Here is a 22,194-nt window from a genome sequence, read left to right as displayed (position 1 = left end):
CGCGTTTAGGCCTAATTAAGCGTATTATTCAGGCGCCACTTCAAGCGTTGTGAATAATGAGTAGCGTACGTTATCGATATCTGCCTCTGTTGGCTTTTGATCAACAGATGCTTCAATCAAATACATATCGGCGTGAGCGAATGTCACAGTAAAGAAACCTTTTTTATCGGTTGTTACTTTCACTTCGTCTCGCTCATTACGGTAGCGAGCACTACCACGAACAATAGCAAGCTCAACGTCAGCAGCTGGTTTGCCATCCATTAATAATTGGAACTTAGCCTCTTCACCTGCAAACAGATCGTTCGGGTGAGTTGGGCCTGAAATTTCTAAGCCCTGACCAAGCAATGTTGGCTTAGAAGTGCCATTACGGCTAACGAAAGTATCAACCGTTGCGATTGATTTTACAGTGCGCACGTCGGTTGCACCTGCCGGTAGGTCTGCTTCTTTTTTACCTGCAAACACACGACCGCGATTACCGTCTTTGTCTTTATAAAAAGTCATTAGCATTGGTTTTTGCTGCATAGCAATATGATAAGTACCGTCTTGAGATAAACTCACTGCCGCTGAATTTTTGCGTTTTAAGTAGTATGCGCGAATCGTTTCTTCAACCGGTTTACCATCTGGAGCAAGGGCAATTAATAGGTTGTCGTCGTACTCTGCGCCTTTTTCTTTCGGGCGGTATGCTTTATCTGGGCTAAACAACTCATTTGAAATACTGGCATCGATCATCACATAGTGAGTTTTCTCACCTGATAAAGAAGTGTGAGATGGCATTAACCAACGGGCATGTGCTTGTGCATAGCCAGACGCGATTGCTGTGAAGGTCACTGCGCCAATCAGCGCCGTTTTTAATAATCTTAATTTCATTGTTTGTCCTTAATTACTGGTAATGGTAACAAAGCTAGTAGCGAACTCTTTTTCGCCTTTAATTGTGACTTTGCCGTCTTTCGTTAAGTCGATTTCAACGCGGGTGTAATCTCGGCCACCTTCTTCACGAACAACCTCGACATTAAGTAGGTAGCTACCAGGTTTAACTGGATTGCCTTTTAAATCTTTTCCTTGCCACTCAATGGTATAAGTACCAGGGCGTTTTGTTGCACCCGTCACACCATCGAAGTTGTCGTTGCTACGGCCGGCTTTTCGCCACCACTGACGTAAGTCTTTAAACCATTCAGCTTTTTCGACCCAAAGTGCAATAGTGGTAACGTGCTTACGTTCAGGTGTTTCTAGCCATAGCGCCACGTAAGGGCGATGGTATGGAGAAACATCTAGCTCTGGTAAGGTGAACTCAACGGTTAGGTTGGCGTCTTTTGCAAAGCTCAGTGGGCTGAATAAACAGCTGATCAATAGAGCGGCGATTAAGTGGGCTTGTTTCATTAAGATACTCCTTTAAGTTGAGGCACCCAAACTAGATAAATGACCAAAGGCGTGGCAACACCAAGAAGCGTTAACCAAAGGCCTGCGGCCCGTTTCTTACGGTTTTGAAAGAGAATAATTAATCCGGTGATGGCAAACAGAATCATCAAAACAGCCGAGATATCAATGACCCAGCTCCATGCTTCACCTGTATGGCGGCCTTTGTGTAGGTCGCCAATCAGACTCATAAAGCCACCGGTTTGATAATCAATATTAAGTTCGCCCGTTTGAAAATCGATTTCGGCGTAAGCAAAGCCTGCTGGCAGCGGGTAGTCGAGCATCACCAAAGCATCTTCTTTTTCCCACTCAATACTTTTTACATTACTGAGTGAAAATTGCTGCTGCATGTACTGTTCTATATCAGGGTATAGGCTCGGTAACGTGTCGAGATTAGCTTGTGCTTTTTCGAATAACTCCGCAGAAACAAGTAGTTGGTTCTGACCATTATGTTTATCATTTTCGAGCCAACTAACGTGATTCAGAATAATGCCGCTGACACAAAATAAAATAAGTAAAAAGAATAGGGCAGTTGAAAGGTATATATGTAAGGCGCGGCTTACACTATAAAAGCTGCGTTTATTTAAAGAAAACATAATTAGGTGTATTTGTTTGTTATACGTATATGATAATGATTTGCATTAGTGATAACAAGCAAGTTTACGTTCTTTACATTTCTTTGCGTTAGAAATGAATAGCAAGATAAGCCATTACCGCAAGTTGCGAGCTGAGAAAACAAGCAAGCAACATTAAGCGGGTGTGTGTGGTCAGTTTAGTTTGAGTTAGGGTTTGTTTATTTGGCGCTGATGGGCGGTTAATTAAATAGGCTAAAACGCTTAATTCAATCACCGCCACCAAATACATAACCCAAATTGGCGCGGCACTTTGTAGTAAAAAAGCATACCCGATAGCCATGCCCAAACCTGCTAAGAACTTAGCGCGAGTAGGAACAACCTTATATTCTTGCCAAAACCTTAAAGGCTGGCCGTATCTAGGGTGGTTTAGCAGCCAGGCAGAGAGCTTAGGTGATGAGCGGGTAAAGCATGCCAATGCTAGTATAAAAAAGATAGTTGTAGGCATCACAGGTAATGCAATACCTATGATACCTAAACCCACCATCAATAACCCGAGTAATTGATAGCAGCCATTTTTATAGGCGGTAAACGCCGCTCTCACATTCATCAATAAAATTGGGCCTGATAAAACTTAAATCGTTGCAGTGCTTGCTCTGCACCTTCTATCAAGGTGGCCTGTTGCTGTTCACTGAGCTCAAGGTTATCAATAAGATGACTTAGTTGACAGCCTTTAGAGTACTTACTGGCTTTAGCAAGGTAGCGCGCACCACGTTGATTATTTAACTTTAGCTCAGCTTCAACTTGTTTACCTAATGTAGTTGCAGAAAATTGCGACCCTTCAACTACATACAGCCAACCAAGTACATAGGCAAAGTCGGCATTTTGAAAGCGACAGGGTTGATATTTATGATTTGGTAACGGGTGTTTTAAATCGTTTAAATCGTGCTCGATTAAAGATAATCGCGTACGATCATGTAAGTTATCTATATACTGATGTAAACCAGCATGTTCGTATAGACCTTTTAATTCTGATTGAAAGGCATACTGTAAGGTTAAAAACTTTTTATAGTTATCTAAATCAGCACTAGGCGCTAGTGCTAATAGATGATGGTCAATATCATCCGTGATGGTGCTTATCGCTTGTTTTAGCTTTTCAGCTCGAGAAAGTAGCTCGAGTATTGACATGAATATGTTCCTCTGCAACGTCTTCAAAGTAAATGCACGGGGTAGTTGATGTTGTCATAGGGTCTATACCCATAATTTCTAAGAGCTAATTTGATATAGCTACTATACAGCTTTTATCAATAAATCTAGCTCAGAATGGCGCTATATAATAATGATTTTCATTTGTATAGCTAGAAAATGTTTTTGCTAGAGGTACAGATCGGACCTGCATCAATAGAACTGTCAGCACTTGGGTCGTGAGGTAAGAAGTTTGCTAGTAACTACAGAGCGCTAAAAGTAGCGTAGAATTGTTGTGTGTTTTCGAGTAAAGATAAAGCAAGGAGACTAGCTCCTTGCTTATGCGTATTGGTGTTAGAAATAATAACCAATATTGATATTGAAGCGGGTTTCAGTCTCGTCGCTGTCGCCAGCAATTGAACCACCAACAAATGGTTGGTTTTTCGCTTGTACAAAATCAAAGTAAGTGAATAAACCACCTGCAGCGACAGATACACCGGTTACGTTCATCCATGTATCTTCGCTGTTGTCTGACTTGTCGTAAATAATGCCGTAGTCATTATAAAACTGCAGGTTCGTTACCGGACCCCATTCTACTGGAAGGCTATAAGCGATATTGGCATTGGTCATGGTCGCTTCTGCGGCGATACTATCGTAAAAGGCATAAGCACCCACGGCCATGCGGTTTACGTTATCAATATCGTAGTTATACTCACCATGCTGTAGTTGGAAATTCCATGGACCAATTGTGCTGTTTAAGTGCACAGCCCAGGCATAGTAATCGCCGGCTTTATCTTCACCATCATGTAGTCCGCCAGAAAGAGCTGAGACACCAAGCTCTGTTGTGCCACCGTCATGTTCAAAGTGATAGCCATATCGGCCAGAGAAAGTGTTGTATTCACCAATAGCATTGCCTGGTTCAGCGTATACACCTTCTTCGGCTGAGCGAAAACCAACTACATCGTAAGAGTAGCGGTCACTTCTGTCGCTTACATAACCGTCAACGCCACCTAACTCATCATTTTTGAAAAAGCCAAGGTCAATTTGCCAGTTGTCAGCAATTTTGCGTTTAAATAGTACACCTAAGTCGTGGTCATCTTCTAAACCAACATAGTAAGTGGTACCAAAAAAGTAGTTATGTGAATTATACGGCCAGTTACCAAAAGGGACTTTGGTAATACCTGCCTGCACCTGCCAATCTTCGGCAAAGTCATAGGCTGCATAAGCATACTTAACAGCGGTCATGTAATCGAAAAAACGAATTTCAGCGTTTAGCTGCACATCACCAACATCACCTGCAAAATTAAGCCTGAAAATATCAAAGTCGAAGTCGCCACCACGATTTTTATTACCGTCATTGTAAGATGTATGACTAAAGTTGGTACGTACAGCGCCACCTACTTTAATACCTGATTTTTTCTCAGGTGTTGCTACAGCAGCTGTTTGCTGCTCAAGTTGCTTTTGTTGCTTTGCTACTTGTGCATCAATTTGCTCTTGCTTTGCAGCTTGCTGTTTTGACTTTTCTTCTGCTGCATCTAGCTTTTGCTGAAGTTGTTGCATTTGTTGCTGAAGAAGCTGTAACTGTTTTTGAAGGTCATCGATTTCAGATGCCTGACTAAGACTAGAAGTAGTGCCCAAAGCAATAGCAAGGGCTAACTTTGAAAGTTTAAGCATGAATAATCGCTAGTATTGGAATCGGTACTATAAAGCATAGATGATATTTGTGATGAACCCAAGACTAGCCACATAAAATTAATATTAATCAACTAGTTTAAATTTTCTTTATGGTTCAAACGTCTTTGTGATTGCGCCAACTTCGAGAAGTGGTGAAGCATCGAGCTGATCAGCATCCATCATAGCAGCGACTCGTTGCATAGATGAAAGTAGTAAGCTTTGCTCCCATTCTTCAAGAGCGGTGAATTTCTCTATGAAGTGTTCTTGTAAGGGCTGCGGAGCCTGATTAAGCAGCTGTTTTCCGCGCTCGGTTAAATACAAACTGACACGACGTTTATCAAGTTGACTGCGCACGCGGGTGATGAGCTCTCGGCTCTCAATACGGTCTAAAATATTTGTCACGGTTGCAGGGCTTAAGTTCACATTCTGGGCAATGCGACTTGCCGTAATGCCATCGGTTTGTGCAACTTCGTTCATAATGAGTAGTTGTGGGCCGGTCAACCCTGATGTTTTATTGAGTTGTTTAGAGTGTAGGTCGATAGCTCTAATCACCTTACGTAACGACACTAATAGCTCGTCATACTTTTGCATGTTTCTGTCTCTTAAATTGGCGACGCTCACAGCCGCAATCGCGAAATATTACATGTCTAATAAATTGAGTTCAAATAAATAATGGTTATCTAAGCTATAAATACTGTTTAATATCGCTGGTTTTGAGGTGGATTATTTGTTTAGAGTAAGAATAAAAATTTAAATTTAGTCAATTAACTTTAGTAAATGTTCTTAGCACTTAACATGCACTTATAAAGTGACTTACCTTTTTGTAGTAAAACAATTTATGTAAATAACTAAATATTATTTACTAATGACGGTTGCATTGGGTAAGGTTGGTTTTTCTTTCATCAAATGGGACGAGTTATGAAGTTATCGCCATCAGTTACGATTGAGCAAAGTGAAAGCGGACTTGAGTTTATTAAGGTTGCAAGCGAGTTTTGTACAGCGACGATTTTTTTACAAGGTGCACAAATTACTGAGTTCACGCCAACCGATAAAAAGCCACTATTATGGGTCTCTGAATTAGAAGATTACCAAGAAGGTAAAGGTGTGAGAGGTGGTATTCCGATTTGTTGGCCATGGTTTGGTGTAAGCCAACATGAAGGCTGGCCTGCGCATGGTGTTGCTCGCACAAGTTTATGGCGTGCTGAAGAAGTAAAAGAACAAGACGATTCTATTTATATCAGCTTGTCATTGCCTATGACGCAAATTGATGAAAAGTATTGGCCTTATAAAACTAAGCTATTAGCCGAGTTTATTTTAACCTCTAGTTTAGAGCTGCGTTTAACAACCACAAACTTAGATAACCAAACCGTAAAGTTTACTCAAGCACTACACACATATTTCCCAACGCCTGCAATCGAAGAAACAAAAGTAGATGGTCTGCAAGGTGCGAAATACATCGAATTTGCAGAAGGGCCATTTGAGCAAAATGAACTCGTATCGTTTGCACGTGAAACAGACATGGTTTACACCGAAGCGAAAGATACGCAGCGTATCATCACGCCAGATGGCATTATTGAAGTAGGCCGCGAAAATTCAACATCGTGTGTACTGTGGAATCCATGGATCGAGAAATCAAAACGGTTATCAAATTTTGCTGATGACGAATATCACGTGATGTTGTGCCTAGAAGCCGCTAATGTACTTGACGATGCAGTAGAGCTTGCACCCGGTGCAAGCCATACACTTGCAACAAAACTACGCTGGGTATAATTTATAACATATAAAAACTCAGTGTTAGCACGTAAGGCCGGCACCGCTGGCCTTTACAAGGAATTACCGTGTTTAGTAATCAACAAATAGAAACCCTTCCAAAGCATCAAACGATTCAATTTCAGCCACTTGCAGAAAATGCTATCTGGCAAGTACAAATAAATTGGCTATTATTTTACATCCCATTGATGCTCACAATTATTGTGGTTAGGCACTTAAATCAAGGTTTGACCGAGGCTGTTGCAGCACCTTGGTTAGCTATTTTACCTGTCCTTGTCGTAATCTCCCTGAGCTATAACTATTTTAGTGTGCGCGCCAAAGGCGTGGCTGTACGCGAACATGATATTGCATTTAAACGAGGTTTAATTTGGCAACAAGTTACCCTATTGCCTATTTCTCGCGTGCAGCACACCGAAATTCATCGCGGCCCAATTGAGCGAAAATTAGGCTTAGCAACACTCAGGCTTTACAGTGCGGGTGGCATGAGTGCTGATCTGCATATTAGCGGTTTAACTGACGAGCAGTGCAATGATGTCCGTCAGTTTGTGCAGGGTTATGGTGATATCACATCAGCTCAAGATAATGAGTTTGCCGATGAATGATCAGCAATGGCAACGTGTCTCGCCATGGGCAATATTGTACTTTATTGTTCACTTTGCACTGCGCTTTATAAAAGATGGCCTTTTGAACTTATTGCCAATTTTGGTGCTATTTGTCACTCAAGTAGAGCAAAAAATGTTTTGGGGGCAGGTAGCCGCTTCAGTCGCTTCAATATTTTTAATGCTATATGCCTTTGCTTATTATCGTAATTTTAAATATCGCATAACGGATGGTAACGAAATACTGCTCAATAAAGGGGTATTCAAGAAAGAGCGATTAACCTTAAAGTTTGCTCGAGTGCAAAACGTAAATATTGCCGAACCTTTTTATTTTCAGCCGGTTAATTTAGTTAATTGTATATTTGATGCTGCCGGAAGTAGCGCTCAAGAAGCTGTGATCCCGGGAGTAAAGCTTAGCTATGCCGAGCATGTACGCGAACAAGTGATGGCGTTTAAGGCTCAGTTAGAACAACAAGAACAGCCGCCTATTGAGCAAAGCGAAGCCGTTAACAAGTCGCACACCTTAACGATTAGCAATGCTGAAATTGCTAAATTTGGTTTGATGTCGAACATGGCGATTTTGGCCTTAGCCGCACTGGCTCCATTTATGAATGTGATTCTTGAGTACCTCGAAAAAAATATCATAAACCGCCTTGAGGCCATGCTTAATGAGCAAGCTGCCTTCGTTGGCAGCGCCGCCGCAATAGCAGTGTTAATCATGGTTATTGCAATTGTTTTGTTTGCCATTTTACTGTCTGTAGTGATGGCTTTAGTGCGATTTTTTAATTTTAAGCTTTATTTTCAGGACGATAAGTTTAAGCGTGTGGCAGGTTTATTTGAGCGTCAGCAACTATCGATTAGCGTTTTGAAAATTCAAAGTGTGCAAATCAAACAGAATATTATTGCGCGTCTGCTGAATCGCTTTACCTTGATTTGCCCACAAGTAAGTAGTGGCGGTATAGCCGCTGGGGTCGCGGCACATAAAAATAAACAAACTTTTGTGATGCCAGTCTTAACTAAAGAGCAAGTGCAAACTGTGTGTCGTTGGTTATTTCCTTGGTTTGTTGATTTAACAGAGCTTCACTTTATAAAGCCAGAGCGGGCTTTACTTTATAAGAACACACTTTTATACGTGCTACTGCCAACTATAGTTTCTGCTTTAATTTTCAATGCTTTATTTAATGCTACTATGATGCTTTGGAGCATTTTAGTGGCTCTGTTGTTGATGATTGGTGTGTTTTTAAGTTATCAAAAAACAGGTATGGCGATGTATGAACATGATGGCCGTTTCTTTGCTGTATTTAAAACAGGCATGTTAGGTATTCAATATCGTGTTTTTGAAATTTACAAAGCGCAAAGCGTCACCACAATAAGCACTTATTTAATGCGCCGATCACAGCTTAAAAGCTTGTATATACAACTAGCTTCTGGCTCTGTATCAATGCCTTACTTAAAAGCAGAGCTGGCTGAGCAGTTTGCTGATTTCGCCCTATATGAAATAGAAGGCGTTGAGCGGAATTGGTTTTAAATGAAAATAATTCTCAATAACTTTATTTTTGTGTTGATTTTAGGTATGATAGCGCAGTGTTAAGTAACTGGGCTCATAATGATTTATTTTTTACCTACTCTAGCTATCTTCGGTGTTGTCGCTTTATTGTACTTTGTTCATTCTAAAAAAGAGTGCACCGGGTTGTGTGTTAGCTTTGCTGTGACAGGCATCGCTTTGTTGTTAACAATGACCATGATGCTGGCTGGCTTAGGTGCGCTAAGAAGTAGTTTAATGTTTGCTGCGACTATTTTTATAATCTATCAACTGCTCGGTTTAGTTAGGCCAATTAAAATAGATTAATTTCTTACATTTTTTTACTACAATCACTTAAAAAATGTACGCATACTAATCCTTGAACTAAGCAACTTGCTAATCAAGGATTGTGATGAAAAAAGCCCTATTAACGGTGGCGCTACTTGCCGCTGGCCATGCTTCAAGTCAAGAGACTTGGCAAACTATTCATACCGAACACTTTAACGTGCATTTTAGTACGCAGAACCAGCAATGGGCCCGCTCCGCGGCAACCGAACTTGAAATTGTCCGCGATAAGGTATTAAAACAGCAAAACCGTGCCCTTGATGAAGTCGTCGATGTGTTGGTTTTCGACCCATTCAACGCCTCGAATGGCTTTGCTCTACCGGTGACAAACAAGCCTTTAATGGCCTTGTTTACAACACCACCGCAATCTGACACCGTGATTTCTAATACTGATGGTTGGCAGCAACTATTGATTTTGCATGAATATATTCATTTAGTGCACCTTGCTCAGCCTACACGAAGCGATATACGCCAAGCTATTCGCAATAGTTGGGATATTTACGATTTAGTTGATGGTGAAATGCCGCGCTGGGCCGCCGAAGGGTATGCAACCTTACTTGAGTCGAAAATGACTGGTCGCGGGCGTTTATACGATAACCTTTCAGAGGCAATACTGGTTGAATTTGCACAACAAGGTGCGCTGCCACGGTATGGTCAGCTAAGCAGCACTGAAGGGGGCTTTTTAGCTGGTTCTATGGCGTATTTAATGGGGTCTCGCTTTCTTGCATGGCTTGAAGAGAACTATTCAGCGCAAACTCTTGATGCAGTTTGGACGCGCATGCAAGCGGTTAAGTCGCGTAATTTTGATGAGGCTTTTAGTGGCGTATTTGGCGACTCACCAGAACGACTCTATCGTCGTTTTATTGCCGAATATACCTACAAAGCTATGGCTAAAGAAGTAAGTGAGCAAGCACTTACAAGTAAGCTTTGGTTAGAACTTGATTTATACGCCTCGAACCCTGTTTTAAGTTTAGATAACAGTAAACTTGCTATTGTTGAGCGAAACAAAGATGACGAAACGCGTTTAGTTATTTACAGCACTGATGATAATCAACAGGCAGCAGATGACTTTGCGAAAGAACAGCAAGCGCTACTCGATGATGACACTGCTGATATTGCTGATAAAGCACCGCGTGTTTTTAAACGTAAACAAAAACATGTGCTTCATCAAATTAATAGACAGGGCATAAAAAACCCACAGTGGTTAGACGAAAATACCCTGTTCTTCACCGCCACAACAACCGTTGCTAAAGGCGCAATTCAGGGTATTTCTGACTTATACCGTTATGATATTGAGACCGGAGAGGTCAGTGCATTGACGCATCATGCAGGGCTGCGCCGTTTTACAATTAGTGATCACGGACAAACGGTTTACGCTGAGCAAGCTAAGCATGGCTTCTCGGAGCTGGTGCGTTTTGATCTCAATACGGGTGTCGCAACACCTTTATTTGAGAAAAGCCTAGAAACGGTTTATGACTATCCATTATTAAGCCCTAATAAAACTCAGCTTGCTTATTTAAAAGCGACATTGAATGCTAATTGGCAGTTGTATATACAAGATTTGGATGGTCAGCAGTCTCATGCCGTGCCTATGCCTGTAGGCTATCAGTATGTGTCACAGCCCAACTGGCAAGCTGATGGCAAAGGACTTTATTTTGTAGCGGGTAAAAATAAAGCTCTCGATTTGTATCATTATGATCTTCAAAGTAATTCACTAAGCCAATTAACACAAGGACAAGAAGCTGTCGCACACCCAATGGCAATGAACAATGGTGAACTTTTGTATTTATCGATCACTGCTGAAGGGCCTAACATTAAGCATTTTGCTGAGCAACCACACGGATTAGAGGTTGTTGAGTTTGCTAAAAGCGCAGCTCCGCCGCGAGGAGATGTAACGAGCGAAGTATTACCTGAGGCGAAGATTTACCCGCAAAGCCCAACTGAGCCAGCCAATTATGATGTATGGCAGCAAAAGCCGACTTTTTCGCTGGCATCTCAATATTATTCAGCTTCATCTTCACTTCTTACCCTTGGGGTCAAAAGTAGTGACTTTTTAAAGCAGCTTGATTTACAAGCAGGCTATAGTGCTGATTTACATGATAAAGCATTGGAAGGGGTGTTCGCGGCGGTTAAGTACTCGAAATTTGATTTAAAATTTAAAGCGTTGTTATTTGATTACGACCTTGAAACAGCAAGGCAATACCATTCTCAAACGTTGCTGGACTTAAGTAACACTGGGGCACATTTTGCCATGAGTTACCCAATGCAGTTTCAACAACTTAGTATCATACCGAGCCTAAGCTATAACTACAGTGATTTTAGTGAAGGAGATGATCAATGGTTAACAGTTGGTCTTAAGCAAAAATGGCAACATGATAGGCAGCGTTATGGTTTTGCTCAGTCTGTGAGTGCCCAGTGGTTGTCCGGTGATGATGACTCAAACAATTGGCAGGGCTATAACTTTGCCACCGTATTAAGCGGTTATGCCTTTGATATTCCTGTTTATGTTAATTTCGCTCAGCAATATCGCGATGACAGCGCACTTGCTTTAGGTGGCTATGAGTCAAATTTAATTAATCAAGAAACGCAAAGTGGCTTTATTGTTGCTCCAGAACTGCCGTTTATTAGCCAGCTAGGTGAGCGCTATAAAGGTTATGGCGGGGGCATAAGTTACAAAGATTCACTGCCTTGGCTTTACTACCAACAGCATCAGGTTGATAACCGAGTCTATGCGCAAAGTTACGGGCTTAAATGGCAGGGAGATTTTAGTTTTGGTATGGGGCCTGCGGGCTTGAATGATGTAAATATTGACTTTGGCGTCGCCCGAGTAGAAGGCGACGACTTTGAAAATGATTTACGAGCATGGCTAAGTTTTTATTACTCGTTATAACTTAGTGTTTTTCAGATAAAGCGAAAAGCTTGGCGTGATAAAGCGCCAGTTTTTCGTCTTTATTTTCTATCTCTATGGCTTTTTCTAGCCACTCTTTACTGCGTTGTTCATTGCCTTGCTGATAACTAATAATTGCTAATTCAATATAGGGTTCAGATAAGTACGGGGCTAACGCAATAGCATTTTCAATCTGTTGCTTTGCTTTGTAATATTTACCATTGTTGCGAGCGTTAATCGCGGTTGCTAGCAATTCAAACGGATCTTGCTCAAGCAAAGCCAGTTGTGAGTTGATTTGCTCAACTAGTTCAGGATCATTAAGTTGCTTGGCAAGTACTGCGTAGTTGTGCAGTAAATTAGTATCATCAAGGTCATAGTGGATAGCTGTTTGGTAAATTCGCTTTGCGCCCGCTAAATCACCCGACTGGCGATGTAAAACAGCGGCTAAATTATAAAGTGAGGGTGCATGTGGTGTGTATTCGTTAGCTTTTAAAATGTAGCTGTAACTTAAATTGAATTGCTTTTTAGCCAAGGCCTCGCTTGCTAAGTTACTATAATAACGGCTAATTAAGTCTTTTAAATCGGCACGGCCTGAGTAAAAGCTACCACGCGCTGGAAAGTAATCGATGACAGTGCCTGGTTTTACTAAGTAATGCTCGTCCTCATTTAGTGGTGCGTAAACTTTTGTTCGAAAATGGCCCGATACATACACTATGTTGCTTTGTTTACTGTAAACTGGCTCACTCGACACCGCCTGAAAGCCTGTTTTAAGCCCAGCAAGCTGAGCATAAGCTTGGGTTAAAATGGCGAGACTAATACAATTACCTTGCTGCCTACGTAATGCCTCTTGCGCACTAAGGGTGGCACTATAATAGTTAAAGTTAGTGAGTTTATTTTCTAGGTAGTGATAAAGAATTTCATCGTCTCTTAAGTAGTCACCTTGGCGCTGCGTGAAATAATCAAGGAAACGTTTTTGTTCATCAGCAGGTAAAGTAAATAACGCGGGATCAGGTAATTCTACTTGTTGAAATTTCTCGGCGGCCATCAAGCTTGCGACACTAGGCGGCGCAGCAAGTTGTTGTTTAGTGCTTTTACAGCCAACCAAAAAAGCACTTAACACTAATGCATATATAATTGATTTCATTGCTTTCTCCTGCTGAGCACTCTTTGTTCAATGTACCCATATTGCCATAACTATTCAAGCTGCTTAAAAAGTGTCATTGATTGTAAACACCCTGTATGGATATCTTGCCAGCAAGCGGTTGTTTGTTTTTTATTCTTTATTGCATTCTAGCGTTCTCTCATTACAATGCCGCGCTCTTTTAAAATGCATAAAAAACAATGATTTACTTTGTTTTTATGGCTAATTTATAAATTGCTAACTTATTAACTAAATTGTAACGAGAGAGGTCTATTTTGGCGCATTTTTTGCCGGTTATTTCATGCTTTATTTTGGCGTTTAGCTTTTATCCGCTTTTAAATAAAATCCGTAAAAATCGCAGTGTGTCGGGCGTTTCGTTATTAATGATGAGCTTTGGTGTTGCGCAAAGCGTGTATTTCATTACTTATAATCTGTTCTTTCAGCGCTTTTATATGGCACTACCATTTATTGTTACTGGTACGCTAAGCGCACTGATCCTTTACTACTTTGCTCGCTATAACGCAGCTCGTACGCAGCGGTTACAGTTGGTTGGATTGCTATTGCTGTCGATGATCCCTTTTTCTTTATTACTTAGCCCATCTCTTGAAACTGCAAAAGTACTCAATTGGTTAACCTATGTGGGGTTAGTCATGAGCTCTATTCGTGTTATGCCGCAGACTTATAAAACCATTAAAAGTGGTGATATTAGTAATTTAAGTGCGCGCTACTTTAGCCTGCAATTTGTTGCTGGAAGCTGTGGCCTCGCTGCCGAGCTTGCTATGGCGACACCGAGCGTGTCTCACATACTGACCTTTGTAATGATATTACTGACTAATGCTGCACAACTAGGGTGTATTCAATATTATAAATCGCGCCCGGCAATGGCTTAAATTATGTAAAAACAAAAAGGCTGCCAAGTGGCAGCTTTTTTGTGTTGCTTTGCTTATGCTTCGAGGGCTTTACTAATTAAGCGATCGATATATTGCTTATGCGCTTTAGCTGCGGTGTCTGCACCCCATGGCACGCTCATATCAGCAATTTGATTTAACTGATAAAGCGCAGCTGCTTTGGCTAGGTTGTCGTGCTTACTCGCTTTACCTAAACCAGCAATCGCGATTAGCTGATTCACATATTCAACTTGTAGATTGTGACTTAAGGTATTTGCTTTTTTGCTGTCTACAAAAATGCTTGCTGTTAAGTCATTCATAAATTGGTTAAGTGAATACTCGTTGCCATACATAGCGCTATCTGAAATACGCAGCATGACAGCCGGGTGTAATAACTGAGCAAGTACCAGCTTTTGCATGCCTAAAATCATGCCATGTGGTTTAGGGTCTTCGTTTTTACCATAATGGTTAAAACCACGACGTTGTTGTAGCAGGTAGTTATAAATTGGCTGCATGCTTGAAAGCACATTTGGTGAGAACACTTTGTCAGCTAAAATTTGCATTGCATGTTGCTGACGCTCAAGTGGCACTGGCGTAAATGGTGCGCCATTTTTGTCATCGCCCACCACATTTCGCTCTACATAAACACCACCAATTTGACGAGATACTACGCCAGCTTGTGTGCGGTAGCTTCTAAATAAAATGTTGGCTGAGGTAACAAGTTGTTGGTATGACTCACCATCAACAGTGGCTTTGTCTTTAAGCTCAGTAAACAGCTTATTGATAAGCTCCATACGATCATCAGCATAAGCGGCAGGGTTAGATGACATATCGCCAATCATCACACGAGGGTCGATATGACGCCCAGGAGCACGCATGTCATCAGCATCATTACCAAAAGCTAAAGCGTGCTCAGATGAACGAGCGAGAATTTTTTCAAGGCGCTGTTGTTCGGCATCTTTATCAGCTAAAGCCGGGCTATAGCCATATTCAATCGCCCAATCGTCATAAGGGCCGGGTTTTGTTTGGAATATATCACCTTGCTGCATGCCAATAGGGGCAATGTTTGCTGGTGCATAATCCATCACCGAGCCAGTTACGATACCTTGGGTTTTACTTTTATCGTGAACTTCTTTTTCATCCCACAAAATTGACGATTTCATATTGTGGTTAAGGCCAAGGGTATGGCCTACTTCGTGTAACACCAGTTGAGTTAAGCCTTGGCGTAAAATTTCTTTGTCTTCAATGCTTGCACCTGTGCTTAAGCCTTTAGCAAGTATCATGTTTTCTTGAATACTGTGACCCAGTGAACAATGCAGTTCTGAGGTGCTTGGGCTGCTTTGAAGTGTTGCTGCACCTTGCGTGTATAAGGTGTCGTACATCCAACGGTTTTTCATGAAAACATACTCTAACATGATGTCAGAGCCTAAGATCTCACCGGTTAATGGGTTCGCAAGAGCAGGGCCATAACCGCCAAATGGAGGGCGTGGTGATGCAGTCCAGCGCAATACATTGTAGTTAATATCGCCAGCATCCCAATCAGCGTCATCAGGTTGTATTTTTACTTCGATAGCATTTTTAAAGCCTGCTTTTTCAAATGAGCTGTTCCAAGCTAACACTGCATCACGAATAGTATCTCGCCACTCAACTGGCGTGGTATTTTCAATCCACCAAGTAATTGGTTTAACTGGTTCAGAAAGTGCGGCTGATGGGTCTTTCTTCTGTAGGTCCCAGCGCTTGATGACATCTTCATACGGTGCCCAGTCTGCAGATGTCATATTATCGAATTGATTGGTGAAATAACCAATTCGTGCATCATCTAAACGTGGTTGATAGTTGTTGCTTGGCAGTGCGACAAATGAGTGTTGTACTTTAATTGATACATTACGTGGATCGCTTACTGCACTTGAGCCACGTACTTTTGGCTCGGCATTAGTAAACACGTAATCAACAACAACATCGAGGTTATTTGGGTAAGGGCGTTGCGTGGTGATGCGTGATTTTTTATCGTCTAATTTTCCAAGTTTAAAGCGTTTGCTAGCATCTTTATCTTTTGGATTTACCCAAGGTGATACCTTATGCAGTGCTTCACTTAAAAAAAGCTTATCAACGTTAAATGCTATTTTGCCGTTTTCTTCTTTTTCAATTTTAATACTAGCAAGTACAGCTTCGCTTATGTTGGCATCGGCAGCGCGAGCAAGCGCTGAGTTTTCGTCAAATTTGTAGCGAGGAGTTTTACTTACAATATCAATACGGTCAAAATATTTACGAAATTCAATTAATTTTGTTTCACGGTATGCCCCTCTGAAATGACCCGCATCTGTAACACCGTCAACTGTGTGGGCAAAGTATACAAAGGGTGTATCAAGCTGAGATTGGTCTATAACCATTAGGTTATTACCGGTCTTGTCATCTTGGTAGAGAGTAAAGATACCAGCATATTCACTTTTATCTTTGATCATTTCGGCAAGTGTTTCTGGTTTTTTTTCTTCTTTTTTAGCTGCAATAGCATGGCCATTCATGGCAAGCGCTAGGCTTAATGCCAAAGCAATATTTGTTATTTTCATTCTAATTGTTCCTTTAATTATTTCTCAAATCAGTTTAATGAAATAAACCCATGATAAAAGGTTATTTGTTAACAAGTGTAAGGGCTGCTTTGTAATTCTTTGATATTATTTTACTTTTGTTTGTAACAAATTGTTCTTAATTGGCGTTTTTTAAATTTGTTGCCAATTTTGCCTGTTTTGTAACAGTTACTTACAAATGTCACATTAATGTTTCTGTCAGCTTTGGTATGATATGGGCAGTTAAAATATTAAAGGTGTAAGTTATGAGCACGAGATTACTAAAATGGATATTGCCAATCGTTGCTTTAGCGGTCGGTATTATTGGCTTTATGGGTATCAATGCTATTGCCCAAGAACCAAAAGACAAGGAAGTGGTAGATGTTCGACCTCTTGTCCAAGTTGAACCTGTTGCCAGCGATGATCATCAAGTGGTTATTAATAGCTACGGTGAAGTGAAGCCACTTGAAAGTACATTATTGGCATCGCAAGTCGCAGGCGAAGTGACCAGTTGGCATCCAAACTTTGTACCCGGTGGAATTGTCGCTCGTGGTGAAGTGTTATTCACTATCGAGAAAGACAACTATGAAGCCGCTGTACTTCAAGCTGAAGCATCATTAGCAAGTGCTCAAGCAGCTCTGATTGAAGAGCAAGCACAAGCTAAAGTTGCATTGGATGAGGCAAGACGCTATCCAGAGCGCGAGCGCACGGACTTATTCTTACGTAAACCTCAAGTTTTAAGCGCGCAAGCAGCTGTTAAATCAGCGCAAGCAGCACTTAAACGTGCTGAGCGTGACCTTGCGCGTTGTGAAGTGAGAGCACCTTACGATGCGTTAGTGATCAGCCGTGAAATTGGTGTTGGTCAATACATAAATGTAGGTAGCCAGGTTGCTGAGCTAAATAACATTGAAAGTGCAGAAATCATTGTACCAATTGCTGGCTTTGACAGCGTGTTTTTACCTAAGCGCTTAAAAGGTGTTAAAGCGACCATTATCAATAAAGGCTTAAACAGCTTTACTCGTGAAGCAGAGATTGACCGCGATCTAGGCGTTGTAGATAACGCGACACGTATGAGCAACTTAGTGGTTCGTGTTGAAGACCCATACGGTTTAAAGCATGACGTACAACCAATTAAATTTGGTGCTTATGTACAAGTTAACTTTGCAGGTGCCATGTTACAAAATATCTATCGTTTACCGCAGTCTTTGGTAAATAACCAAACAGTGTGGATTGTAAATGATGAGAATAAACTTGAACCACGAAAAGTAACTGTAGTGCGTGAAGAAGGTGAGTACTTCTACATTAGTGATGGCCTTGAAGTGAATGACCAGCTTGTTCTTACTTTACCTGAGTACCCTCAAGCGGGTATGGAAGTAAAGATTGCTGGTATGAAAGAAATGACAAGCGATGCAGAAACTGCAGCGGTTGAAAAGCTTTAAGGTAACACTATGACTGATACAAACACAGAAAAGCAGTCAGGCCTGATAGCCTATTTTGCTAATAACTCGGTCGCTGCTAACTTAATGATGGTGTTTATCATCATCATGGGGATCATTAGTTATTTCACTATTCAGCGTCAGATGTTCCCGAATGTTGAAATTAACTATATTGAGGTGCAGGCGAATTATCCGGGTGCATCACCACAAGAAATTGAAGAAAGTATTCTGATCAAAATTGAAGAGTCACTAAAAGATGTTACCGAAATTAAGCGCGGTGTTTACCGCTCGTTTCGAAATAGTGGCCGTGCCAGTCTTGAGATAAACACAGATGCTGAGCTCACTGATGTGCTCGACAAAGTGAAGTTACGCGTCGACAGTATTGCCACGTTCCCTGCGGGAATGGAGCCTGTCACCATTAGTCAGGTTGAATTTCGTCAAGACGTGATTGGTATGACGCTCGTTGGTGATATTCCGCTGACAGAGTTAAAGCCTGTAGCAAATCAAATTGAAGATGAGTTGCTGCAATTATCAAACGTATCGCTGGTGCAAAACGATGTGCCGTTAGATGAAATAGCGATTGAAATTGACCCAGACTCACTGCGCCAATACAACTTAACGTTAAGTGATGTAGCTGGTGCTGTTCGTCGTTATTCAGCCAACATCTCTGCCGGCCAATTACGCACTGATGCAGGTATTATCTCTGTTCGTGTTGAAAACCAATATTACAGTGGTGAAGAGTTCCGCCAAATTCCAGTCAAGGTGGGGGCTAATGGTGCGAAGGTATTGTTGCAAGATATCGCTGTAATTAAAGATCAATTTATTGAAGGTGAACGCTACTTTAAATTTAACGGCGAAAATGCGGTTTATTTGTCTGTAAAAGCAACCAAAGAACAAAACATGATCCCGGTTGCAGATTCAGTGAAAGCGTATATTGATAAGAAAAACAAAGAGCTGCCTGCGGGCTTGCGTCTTGAACCTCTTATGGATATGACCTATTACCTTAACGCACGGTTAGACATGATGAAAACCAACCTAATTCAAGGGGCTATCTTGGTTGCCATTATGTTGTCTATCTTCTTACGCTTTAAGTTAGCGCTTTGGGTAATGATTGGTTTACCTGTGTGTTTCTTGGGCGCAATGATGATGATGCCATTATTTGGTATCAGTATTAATATCGTGTCGTTATTTGCATTCATTATGGTGCTGGGGATCGTGGTCGACGATGCCATAGTCATAGGGGAAAGCGCCTACACCGAAATTGAGAAAAAAGGCGGTGGTGTTGTCAATGTAGTGAATGGTGCAAAACGTGTTGCTACCCCAGCTACATTTGGTGTATTGACTACGATTGCTGTGTTTGCACCGTTTACATTATCAAGCGGGCCAGAAAGTGCATTTTTCTTTGGTATCGCGGTGGTGGTTATTCTGTGTCTAATATTCAGTTTGATTGAGTCGAAGCTTATATTACCTGCTCATATCGCCCACACTAAATTTCCGCCTATTAATCCAAACAGCTGGCGTGCTCGTTTTAATAAGCGCTTTTTTAAGTTTGTAAATGGTCCTTATAAAGCATTTATCGTACGTTGTGTTGAATGGCGCTGGCTTGTTTTATTTTCTTTTGTGGGCTTATTAATTATGACGTTTGGTTTGATTTCATCAAATCAAGTGCGTGTTGTTCCAACCCCAAAAGTACCGCATGATTTCCCGCAAATTCGTTTAGAAATGAATGAAAATGCGTCGGATATTCAAACCATTAACGCAATTCGAGAAATTGAAGCGATGGTGGTTAATGTTGATAAAGAAACCGAGCGTGAATTTGGTCAAAAACTTATTCGTGACATTTTAGTCTTTAACCAAGGGCGTACTGAAGCGCAGCTTTTAGCGCCACTTGTTGATGAAGATCTTCGCCCATACAACGCATTTGAATTATCTCGTCGCTGGCGTGAGCAAATGCCAAGTATTGCCGGTGTCAAATCATTACAAATTTACGATGATGTGAATGGTGGCGGCATGGATGGTGAGTTTGGTTACTTACTGTATGGGCCTGACATCGATACATTGAACGAGGCAGGTCGTCGCTTTATTCAATTACTGCAACAGCAAAAAGGCTTATTTGATATTAGCTCAACCATCGACCCGGCGAGCAAAGAAGTGCAATTAAGCTTAAAACCTGTGGCATATGATTTAGGGTTAGATCTTGCTAATATCGCAAACCAAGTTGGCGCAAGCTTCTACGGTGGTGAAGCGCAACGTGTTATTCGCCGTGGCGAAGAAGTGCGCGTAATGGTGCGTTACCCTAAACTGACACGTGAAGCATTTGCATCTCTTAAACATGCAGTAATTACAACACCTGAAGGTAAAGAAGTACTATTAGGTGATGTTGTAGAGCTGACTGAAAAGCCAGGTATTAGCTATATTCGCCGCGAAGGAGGTTATCGAACTGTGTATATTTATGGCAGTATCGATGAAGAAGCGATTGAGCCAGGTGAAGTTGTTAAGCAAGTTAAAGAGACTCTTTTACCGCAACTTAAAGAAGAGTATCCATCAGTAAAAACTGAGCTAGGTGGCTCAATTGAAGAGCAGCAAGCACAAGCTAATGAGCAAATTATGTTCTTCATTGGTGGTATGATTTTAGTGTATATCTTGCTTGCAGTACCGCTTAAGAGCTATTCGCAACCACTCATTGTAATGTCGGTTATTCCATTTAGCTTAACCGGTGCAATTTGGGGTCACTTATGGTTTGGTCTAGACATTAGTTTAATGTCGGGCTTTGGCTTAATCGCTGCTGCAGGGGTGGTGATCAATGACTCACTGGTCATGACTGACTTTGTAAACCAAGCGCGTCGCGAAGGGCTTTCTACACGTGAAGCAGTTATAGAAGCAGGGTGTGCACGTTTTAGAGCAATCACACTGACTTCAATTACGACCTTTGCCGGTGTATTACCAATTATGTTTGAAACCAGCTTACAAGCTAAGTTCGTAATTCCAATGGCTGTAGCACTTGGTTTTGCGGTAATGTTCGCAACCTTAATTACATTAGTACTTGTTCCATGTTTGTACATTGTAATGAGTGATGTGGGCAATGGTGTTCTTAATATCTTCCGTGCAGGTTATAGAGTGGTTACCAGAACTAAGCCAGCTCATAATTAGTACAGACTAGCTATTTAAAAGCCAACCAAACGGTTGGCTTTTTTGTTACTAAAATATAGTAACTATTTGCTATATATAATGTTTGATTACATTCTTTTGTTTGATTTGTTTTCTGGTCGCGATTATACTCATTTTGTTTTTGGCAAACTAACTGAAAGGTTAGGACGCAAAGTTTCCGGTCTAAGGTTTTAAGACTATGATAGCGGGACCGCTGATAAGCACATAATCTACGTGCTTTGGTTCTTTTGCCTCAAACTTTACATAAATATTTTGTTCGATTGTTACTATAGTACCTATTCGTTGCTCTTAGGGTGATATTTTGTTTATGCATACGTCAATGGCCTCTGGAAGATGGTTGCCAATTGGTTGCTTAAATCATCATACCCAACTTTTTGTTGGTGATAAGGTGATAGTGACCTTTTATGACATGCAAGGAGAGCTAGTCGATTTATCATTCGAATATGCAATTGTGAGCTCAGATGATGGAGAGCCTCATAATTGGCCTCGCTCTGTGGCTGAACATATTAATGTGCATATTCCGTTGGTTAAAGCGGGCAAAATGACAGAGCAAGGTTTGGTGGTTGCATACCGTTCAAACCAAATTTATGCCCTAGAAGGTTCGGGTATAACGCATGTAAAAGTGGCGTTTAATTGCATCGCTAAATGTGAAGAGCGAGTACAAGATAGATTAAACGAGTATGACTATGTCTACCCACAAGCATGCAATGATTACAATGCAGGTGTAAAAGTACTTCAACCTAAAACGGGTCATATTTACATGTGCAAGCCATGGCCGTTTAGTGAATTTTGCCGTGTTAAAGATTCACATAACCCACTCTTTGAACCGGGAGTTGGGAAAAGTTGGGCTATGGCGTGGCAGCAAGTGTCACATTAACAGTTTCCCCCTAAATGCTATTTTAGCATTGCTTAGCCCACTCAATTTGAGTGGGCTTTTTTAATACCAACCCGCAATAATACTTAATCATTTTGAGGGATTAAACCTGTCGCTAACTGCGTTAAAAATTTCTCATTTAGAACAACTAAATAAC

General features: G+C 41.2%; 17 protein-coding genes, 1 pseudogene and 1 riboswitch. Of the genes and pseudogenes, 9 read left to right on the top strand and 9 right to left on the bottom strand.

Annotated elements, in window-relative coordinates; genetic code table 11:
* Positions 1–24: 24 nt before the first annotated feature.
* From ACSFVZ_RS09565 to ACSFVZ_RS09535, 7 genes and pseudogenes are all read right to left on the bottom strand, one after another.
* Complete coding sequence (locus tag ACSFVZ_RS09565) at positions 25–867, bottom strand: DUF4198 domain-containing protein (protein ID WP_199527190.1); 843 nt, start codon at positions 865–867, stop codon at positions 25–27.
* A 9-nt stretch (positions 868–876) separates the two neighbouring features.
* Complete coding sequence (locus ACSFVZ_RS09560; RefSeq protein WP_199527191.1) at positions 877–1,377, bottom strand: DUF2271 domain-containing protein; 501 nt, start codon at positions 1,375–1,377, stop codon at positions 877–879.
* Positions 1,377–2,009 (bottom strand): PepSY-associated TM helix domain-containing protein, encoded by a 633-nt coding sequence (locus ACSFVZ_RS09555; RefSeq protein ID WP_435558692.1) that lies wholly within the window; start codon positions 2,007–2,009, stop codon positions 1,377–1,379. The genes ACSFVZ_RS09560 and ACSFVZ_RS09555 overlap by 1 nt, the downstream gene beginning before the upstream one ends.
* A 196-nt stretch (positions 2,010–2,205) precedes the next feature.
* Positions 2,206–2,595 (bottom strand): annotated as a pseudogene (locus ACSFVZ_RS09550) (YbaN family protein); the annotation flags it as partial.
* Positions 2,595–3,173: a biliverdin-producing heme oxygenase gene (locus tag ACSFVZ_RS09545; RefSeq protein WP_435558691.1), complete on the bottom strand. Its 579-nt coding sequence runs from the start codon at positions 3,171–3,173 to the stop codon at positions 2,595–2,597. The gene ACSFVZ_RS09545 and the pseudogene ACSFVZ_RS09550, both read right to left, overlap by 1 nt.
* A gap of 351 nt (positions 3,174–3,524) precedes the next feature.
* Complete coding sequence (locus ACSFVZ_RS09540) at positions 3,525–4,844, bottom strand: porin (RefSeq protein WP_435558690.1); 1,320 nt, start codon at positions 4,842–4,844, stop codon at positions 3,525–3,527.
* 108 nt (positions 4,845–4,952) lie between these two features.
* The gene (locus ACSFVZ_RS09535; RefSeq protein WP_135923020.1) at positions 4,953–5,435 is read right to left on the bottom strand and encodes a MarR family winged helix-turn-helix transcriptional regulator; all 483 of its coding nucleotides are present in this window, start codon (positions 5,433–5,435) and stop codon (positions 4,953–4,955) included.
* 327 nt (positions 5,436–5,762) lie between these two features.
* Between ACSFVZ_RS09535 and ACSFVZ_RS09530 the strand changes: the two genes are divergently transcribed.
* From ACSFVZ_RS09530 to ACSFVZ_RS09510, 5 genes are all read left to right on the top strand, one after another.
* The gene (locus tag ACSFVZ_RS09530; protein ID WP_281546725.1) at positions 5,763–6,614 is read left to right on the top strand and encodes a D-hexose-6-phosphate mutarotase; all 852 of its coding nucleotides are present in this window, start codon (positions 5,763–5,765) and stop codon (positions 6,612–6,614) included.
* A gap of 68 nt (positions 6,615–6,682) precedes the next feature.
* The gene (locus tag ACSFVZ_RS09525) at positions 6,683–7,216 is read left to right on the top strand and encodes a PH domain-containing protein (RefSeq protein ID WP_135923018.1); all 534 of its coding nucleotides are present in this window, start codon (positions 6,683–6,685) and stop codon (positions 7,214–7,216) included.
* Entirely contained in the window at positions 7,209–8,741 is a 1,533-nt protein-coding gene (locus ACSFVZ_RS09520) for a PH domain-containing protein (RefSeq protein ID WP_253039025.1), read from the top strand. Before ACSFVZ_RS09525 ends, ACSFVZ_RS09520 begins: the two co-directional genes overlap by 8 nt.
* A gap of 78 nt (positions 8,742–8,819) precedes the next feature.
* Positions 8,820–9,062, top strand: a complete 243-nt coding sequence (locus tag ACSFVZ_RS09515) for a hypothetical protein (protein ID WP_135923016.1) — start codon at positions 8,820–8,822, stop codon at positions 9,060–9,062.
* A gap of 85 nt (positions 9,063–9,147) precedes the next feature.
* Positions 9,148–11,970, top strand: a complete 2,823-nt coding sequence (locus tag ACSFVZ_RS09510; RefSeq protein ID WP_435558689.1) for a TolB family protein — start codon at positions 9,148–9,150, stop codon at positions 11,968–11,970.
* A 1-nt stretch (position 11,971) separates the two neighbouring features.
* Here the strand turns inward: ACSFVZ_RS09510 and ACSFVZ_RS09505 are convergent, their stop codons facing one another.
* Positions 11,972–13,111 carry a tetratricopeptide repeat protein gene (locus ACSFVZ_RS09505; RefSeq protein ID WP_435558688.1) on the bottom strand — a complete coding sequence of 380 codons (1,140 nt, stop codon included), beginning with the start codon at positions 13,109–13,111 and terminating at the stop codon, positions 11,972–11,974.
* Between the two features lie 272 nt (positions 13,112–13,383).
* On the opposite strand from ACSFVZ_RS09505, the gene ACSFVZ_RS09500 reads away from it, so the two are divergent.
* Entirely contained in the window at positions 13,384–13,998 is a 615-nt protein-coding gene (locus tag ACSFVZ_RS09500) for a hypothetical protein (protein ID WP_435558687.1), read from the top strand.
* Between the two features lie 53 nt (positions 13,999–14,051).
* Here the strand turns inward: ACSFVZ_RS09500 and ACSFVZ_RS09495 are convergent, their stop codons facing one another.
* Positions 14,052–16,562, bottom strand: coding sequence for a zinc-dependent metalloprotease (locus ACSFVZ_RS09495; RefSeq protein WP_435558686.1), 2,511 nt, complete (start codon positions 16,560–16,562; stop codon positions 14,052–14,054).
* 263 nt (positions 16,563–16,825) lie between these two features.
* Here ACSFVZ_RS09495 and ACSFVZ_RS09490 point away from each other — a divergent pair, with 263 nt between their 5' ends.
* From ACSFVZ_RS09490 to ACSFVZ_RS09480, 3 genes are all read left to right on the top strand, one after another.
* Positions 16,826–17,998, top strand: coding sequence for an efflux RND transporter periplasmic adaptor subunit (locus ACSFVZ_RS09490; protein ID WP_135923011.1), 1,173 nt, complete (start codon positions 16,826–16,828; stop codon positions 17,996–17,998).
* Between the two features lie 9 nt (positions 17,999–18,007).
* Positions 18,008–21,145 carry an efflux RND transporter permease subunit gene (locus tag ACSFVZ_RS09485; RefSeq protein ID WP_135923010.1) on the top strand — a complete coding sequence of 1,046 codons (3,138 nt, stop codon included), beginning with the start codon at positions 18,008–18,010 and terminating at the stop codon, positions 21,143–21,145.
* A 131-nt stretch (positions 21,146–21,276) separates the two neighbouring features.
* A riboswitch (cyclic di-GMP riboswitch) is annotated at positions 21,277–21,361 on the top strand.
* A gap of 109 nt (positions 21,362–21,470) precedes the next feature.
* Positions 21,471–22,040, top strand: coding sequence for a chitin-binding protein (locus tag ACSFVZ_RS09480; protein WP_135923009.1), 570 nt, complete (start codon positions 21,471–21,473; stop codon positions 22,038–22,040).
* Positions 22,041–22,194 lie beyond the last annotated feature (154 nt).

This window comes from Pseudoalteromonas nanhaiensis (assembly GCF_051235485.1).
GTDB classification, from domain to species: Bacteria; Pseudomonadota; Gammaproteobacteria; order Enterobacterales; family Alteromonadaceae; genus Pseudoalteromonas; species Pseudoalteromonas lipolytica_C.
This window is presented reverse-complemented; position numbering and strand designations above follow the sequence as displayed.